The 5,184-nt window shown below is 47.3% G+C and carries 6 protein-coding genes and 1 pseudogene; 1 reads left to right on the top strand and 6 read right to left on the bottom strand.

Going from position 1 to position 5,184, the window contains the following annotated elements:
• The 5 genes and pseudogenes from ABYB02_RS14370 to ABYB02_RS14350 all read right to left on the bottom strand — a co-directional run.
• Nucleotides 1–452, bottom strand: a pseudogene (locus tag ABYB02_RS14370) (lipid-transfer protein); the annotation flags it as partial.
• Between the two features lie 17 nt (nt 453–469).
• A complete protein-coding gene (locus tag ABYB02_RS14365; protein ID WP_372763099.1) occupies nt 470–889 on the bottom strand; it encodes a MaoC family dehydratase in 420 nt (139 codons plus the stop codon).
• Nucleotides 861–1,994 carry an acyl-CoA dehydrogenase family protein gene (locus tag ABYB02_RS14360; RefSeq protein ID WP_372763098.1) on the bottom strand — a complete coding sequence of 378 codons (1,134 nt, stop codon included), beginning with the start codon at nt 1,992–1,994 and terminating at the stop codon, nt 861–863. The genes ABYB02_RS14365 and ABYB02_RS14360 overlap by 29 nt, the downstream gene beginning before the upstream one ends.
• Nucleotides 1,994–2,980 carry an OB-fold domain-containing protein gene (locus ABYB02_RS14355; protein WP_372763097.1) on the bottom strand — a complete coding sequence of 329 codons (987 nt, stop codon included), beginning with the start codon at nt 2,978–2,980 and terminating at the stop codon, nt 1,994–1,996. Before ABYB02_RS14355 ends, ABYB02_RS14360 begins: the two co-directional genes overlap by 1 nt.
• 49 nt (nt 2,981–3,029) lie before the next feature.
• Nucleotides 3,030–3,812, bottom strand: coding sequence for an SDR family oxidoreductase (locus ABYB02_RS14350; protein ID WP_372763096.1), 783 nt, complete (start codon nt 3,810–3,812; stop codon nt 3,030–3,032).
• Nucleotides 3,813–3,973: 161 nt separating this feature from the next.
• Between ABYB02_RS14350 and ABYB02_RS14345 the strand changes: the two genes are divergently transcribed.
• Entirely contained in the window at nt 3,974–4,756 is a 783-nt protein-coding gene (locus tag ABYB02_RS14345) for an enoyl-CoA hydratase (protein ID WP_372763095.1), read from the top strand.
• A gap of 85 nt (nt 4,757–4,841) precedes the next feature.
• Here the strand turns inward: ABYB02_RS14345 and ABYB02_RS14340 are convergent.
• On the bottom strand, nt 4,842–5,184 hold a 343-nt coding region (locus ABYB02_RS14340; protein WP_372763094.1), incomplete at its 5' end, for a helix-turn-helix transcriptional regulator.

The following is a 5,184-nucleotide window of genomic DNA, read 5'->3' as shown; positions in this document are numbered from 1 at the left end:
CTTGCTGGAGTATGAAAACCATGGGGCATGTAATAGCCGTAATTCACATTTTCAAAAATAGGGGTTGATGAAAAACCGTAGTCACCGGTACCAAAACGATACCAAGAACGCTCATTCATTGCCCGATACACCACCACGGTTTTAGCCACACCACTGGCCACAGCCATAGCTGCATGTACAATGGGTGCACACGCAGCACCGCCGCCATGAGGTATTTGTGAGAAAAACTTAACCTCTTTACAGCCGAGTAAACGCGCAATTTCGTATTCGGGTACTTTATCCACTGAATAACTACTAAAGCCGTCAACTTCACTGGGATCAATTCCTGCATCTTCTAACGCCGCTAACGTAGCTTCCATTGCTAAACGTAATTCGGTACGCCCTGAATTTTTAGAAAACTCGGTGGCACCTAGCCCGACAATGGCCGCTTTACCACTAATTGACTGATTCATCTTGTCTCTCCTAAGTTTTATGGCAATACCAATTGCACGGTACCAGTGACATGCATGCCGTATTTGTTTTTACCCGCTAAGCCCACATCCACAGTGCGGGTAGCTTCATCGATGGCGGTGACTTCGCCCATAAAGGTCATCACATCGCCGGGGTAGTTAGGCATACCTAATTTAATGTCAATATTTTTTAAGCGACTTTGTGGGCCACTCCAGCCTTCTACGTAGCTTTGCACTAAGCCATTGGTGGTCAAAATATTCATAAAAATATGCGGTGAACCCAGTGCTATCGCGGCATCTTTATCGTGATGCCCAGGGAAAAAGTCACGCGTTGCTAAAGCCCCGTTAGAGATAAGTGCCACAGTGATCGGAATCGCTTTTTCAGGTAACTTGTCACCTAGCTTTACATCGTTAAATTGCATTGTTTTCTTCAAGGTCATATTTCCACCCCAGCTTATTATTTTCGGTTAAGGCATCGCCAAGTTTTGCCAGTAATGCGGGACTGCCGCCTAAATTTAGACTAATGGCCCGGCTCCAGTAGAGGTAGCGGTAAATAACGTAACTAATGTCGACACCAAAACCGCCATGCACATGCTGTGCTTTGTGGCCAATTGAGTGGCCCGCTTCACACGCTTGCCATGCACTGGCAAACGCTTCGTGCTCGCAGCCTAAATCGTTATCGAGGCGATAACACAGCTGCCACACGCTACTGCGTAATGCCTCAAGGGCTATTTTGGTATCGGCCATGGTCATTTGTACCGCTTGAAAGGTGCCAATAGCGCGGCCAAACTGAATACGTTCGCTGACATACTCCACGGTTTTTTTAATTTGCGCTTCACTTACACCCAGTTGTAAAGACGCCAAAGACGCTAATATTCTCGGTACTAACCAATTATTTGCCGCGTTATCCAGTAACGCAGCATCGCTGATAACAACATTATTAAGCTGTAAATCGGCCACTTCTTCACCCTGAGTCATTTGGCCTTTAGTAAGCGTTAACCCTTCAGTTGTGGTGTCAATCAGTGCCCAACGCGTTTGCTCTTCAAAGGTGATAGGCAGTAATACAAAGTCCGCCAAGCCGGCAACAGCAACCGACTGCAGCAAACCGTTTAGGGTATAACCGGCATCATTTTTTTCTGCATGTAATCTGGCTTCACTGTGGGTATTTACTAAATTAAATGCCAGTGTTAACAGGTTTTCTCCGGCTGCCGCGGTTTGAGTAATTGCCTGTAGTTCGCTCGCGCCAAATTTAGCCAGCGCCGTGGCCACCAGCTGATGACGCCATAACGGTACTTGGCCTAATGCCCCGCCTTGCGCTTGTAATACTAAGCTCAGTTCGGTCATGCCTAAATCAATGCCACCACTCGCTTCGGGAATGATGACTCCATGCAATCCCGTTTCAACACAGGCTTGCCATAACGACATCATGGTTCCTTGACCTGCTTCGTCATAATCACGAAGAAAATCATCGCTACAGGTATCGGTAAATAAGCTAGTGGCCATGTCGGCAATGGCTGTTTGCTCTTCACTTAAAGTAAAATCCATTACGACTCCTTAGTTGTAACAAGTCTAAATTGCGGCAAAGTGAGTTCACCGTCAAAGGTGTGAAATTCAACCTGCACTTGTTGGCCAATTTTAGGCGGAGCGTCTGCTGTAACCCCAATTAAGCCGGCAGGAATACGTACCCCTTCTTCAAGCTCAATTAAGCCAATTGGATTGGGACTGTCAAAGGGCGCAACATGGGGGTAATGCATCACCACAAATGAATACAGCTCTCCTTTACCACTGGCCACTTTATAGTCGAGTTCAAACGAGTGACAGTGCATGCACACCGGTGCCGGTGGGTGTTGTAGCTTGTCGCAACTTTGACAGTGCTGGATCCGTAACTCCTGCTCTGCAAATCCTTCCCAAAAGAAGCGGTTATCGTCGCTGACACCGGGTTTAGGACGCTTTCTGGCCGGTGCTTCTTTAGCGGCTGCTGTTTTCTTGGGCTTTTGCGCGGGTTTAAACTTAATTACTCGAAACATCATGTCGCCCACTTTTTCGTCGGCTTCACCATTGGTTTTTTCAGAGAAATAAGTCATTTTTAACGTGACGAAGAAACCGGTGCCCAGTGCGGTGTTTTTTTCTTCACTGATGCTATCAAGTACGGTGGTGTAATACAGCTTTTCACCCATCGTAATGTAGCGATCGAAGGTGAGGTTTGAATTCACCGCCACAACCGCCGGATAACCATGTTTTTCAAGTATTTCAAGTACGCCATAGGGGTTTTCGCTGGTAGAGCCTGGCGCTAAAATTTTGTCGCCAAAGCCTGCTAAGCACCAACTTTGTAGCATCGCGGGTGGCGCTACGAGTTGCCCATGCTCGGTTGTTGCCGCGTAATCGGCATCGGTGTAAAGCGGGTTGTCTACCCCCATAATTTCACACCACTGGCGCACCATTGCTTCGTTAACCTTATCCCACGCATAGATACGACCATATTGTCGCCCTATCATTGCTTCTATTTCTGCAAACCATTCATATTTAGCCAATGTTCGTCTCCTGCATTGATCAAGATAAATTCTAAAAATTGTTAATTATTTAGTTAGTTTCACTCGCACTAAGAAAAGCAGGCATTTCACCGCCGCCATTTAGTAATAAATTACAACCACTTGCATAACTTGCCTGTGCTGACGCTAAGAATAAACAGGCGTTGGCTATATCGGCAGGCTCTGCCATACGCCCTGCAGGAATGGTGGCGCTGACAGCGGCAATTCCCGCTTCATCACCATAATGCAGGTGCGAGTTTTCGGTGTGAACTAACCCTGGACTCACTGCAACCACGCGTACTTTAGGCGCCCACTCGACCGCCAGTGATTTTACCAACGATAAAATCCCTGCCTTGGCGGCGCCGTAGGCCGCGGTACCTGGTGAAGCACGCATTGCACTAATACTGCCAATAAAAATAATGCAGCCACTGTTATTAGCCTGCATTATTTCGTTTGCTTGCTGGGCTACATTTAGCGGGGCAATTAAATTCAGCTTAAGAATAGCCTCATGAAAACGAGGAGAGGCCTTATCGGCTAACGCAAACGGACTGCCGCCCGCATTATTAATTAACACATCAAGGGTGCCATATTCTTTTACTATGGTGCTGAACATCGCCGCCGTGCTATCAATGTCTTTGACATCGGCCTGAATAAAGTGTGCTTGGCGAGTTGCTCCATTAACCGTTACCTGTGGCAGTGCCTCTAGCTTTTCGCGACCGCAAACCACTACTTTAGCGCCTGCCGACAAGAAACCCTTTGCAATACCGAGGCCGATACCTTTGGTGCCACCGGTTATGAGTACCACTTTATCTTTATAGTTTTCACTCGCCTGCATAATTAACCCTTGTATTAAAGTAATTCCATAAAACCAGTCTACAGGGAGTATTAGATAACCAGCTTCGTCTAAATGGACGATGCTGTATTAGCTGGCAACAAGTGACAATGGCGATAGAACAATTTTACTGTGCCTTGTGTAACACGGTTTTGGAGCAACAAATGACAGATAAAAATGCGAGTGTGTTACTGAGTTTTCCCGAGCCGGGAGTGGCCGAATTAACACTCAACCGACCCAGTGCCACCAATGCGTTAAGCTTAGAGTTACAAACGCTGTTAGCTAAGTACTTTAGCGAGCTGGCAGTGAACAAAGATATTCGCTGCATTTTATTAACCGGAGGCGACAGCGTATTTGCCGCTGGCGGCGACATTACCAGCTTAATTGATGCTGATCCGATTGAGATTTATCAGCGTCATACCGAGCGCCTCTGGGCCCCCATTGAACAATGCCCTATCCCTGTGGTGGCCGCCGTAAATGGTTACGCGTATGGCGGTGGCTGCGAGCTGGCAATGTTGGCCGATATTATTATTGCCGGTAAAGGCGCCAGCTTTTGTCAGCCCGAAATAGCCATTGGCATTATGCCTGGTATTGGTGGCACACAGCGTTTAGTGCGGGCGGTAGGTAAAGCCAAAGCAATGCAAATGGCGCTAACTGGCAAACCTATTAGTGCTTATGATGCGTGGGTAGCTGGGCTGGTAAGCGAGCTGTGTGAAGACGCTGATGTGTATCAGCAAGCGTTGGCAAATTGTCGGCGTATTGCCCGCATGCCACCATTAGCCGCCGAGCAAATCAAAGAAGTTATTTTAGCCGGTATGGATGCGCCGCTTGCCAGTGCTATGGCACTGGAGCGTAAAGCCAATGCACTATTATTTGCATCGAAAGACCAACGCGAAGGCATGCAGGCGTTTTTACAAAAGCGCCACCCTGTATTTAGCGGCAAGTAACGCCGCTGAGATAAATTAATTAACACTCCCCTTTGTTAATTTTGAGCCAGCATTTAGCTGGCTTTTTTTTTGCTGCTGTTAGCGGTTACTCGCTATTTCTATCGTCGTAGCCTAATGCCGCCACACTGTTTAAAAATAACCGAACTAATTCAGTTTGACGGCGCACCCCAGTTTTAGAAAAGATAGAGCGCAGGTGAGCGCGGGCGGTATTACGGCGAATGTTCAGCTCCTCGGCCGCTTCTTCTAACGATAAACCATTGGTTAATTGCAGTGATAACGCCGTTTCTGCAGGCGTTAAACCAAACAGTTTTTTTGATATTTCAATACTGGTGGTCGATTTACCCACTGCATCGCGAATATAAATCACCGCCTTTTTTTGTCCTTTTCCTTCGGCCCACCCTAATGAGGGGATCACTTCAATCACCACG

It is taken from the genome of Pseudoalteromonas sp. (assembly GCF_041613455.1).
In the GTDB taxonomy this organism is placed as follows: Bacteria; Pseudomonadota; Gammaproteobacteria; order Enterobacterales; family Alteromonadaceae; genus Pseudoalteromonas.
The sequence above is the reverse complement of the archived record's forward strand: the minus strand, read 5'-3'. Positions and strand labels throughout refer to the sequence as shown.

Coding starts and splice junctions, on each gene's coding strand:
- ABYB02_RS14345 (WP_372763095.1), top strand. CDS start 3,974: ATGACAGATAAAAATGCGAGTGTGTTACTGAGTTTTCCCGAGCCGGGA.
- ABYB02_RS14360 (WP_372763098.1), bottom strand. CDS start 1,994: ATGGATTTTACTTTAAGTGAAGAGCAAACAGCCATTGCCGACATGGCC.
- ABYB02_RS14365 (WP_372763099.1), bottom strand. CDS start 889: ATGACCTTGAAGAAAACAATGCAATTTAACGATGTAAAGCTAGGTGAC.
- ABYB02_RS14350 (WP_372763096.1), bottom strand. CDS start 3,812: ATGCAGGCGAGTGAAAACTATAAAGATAAAGTGGTACTCATAACCGGT.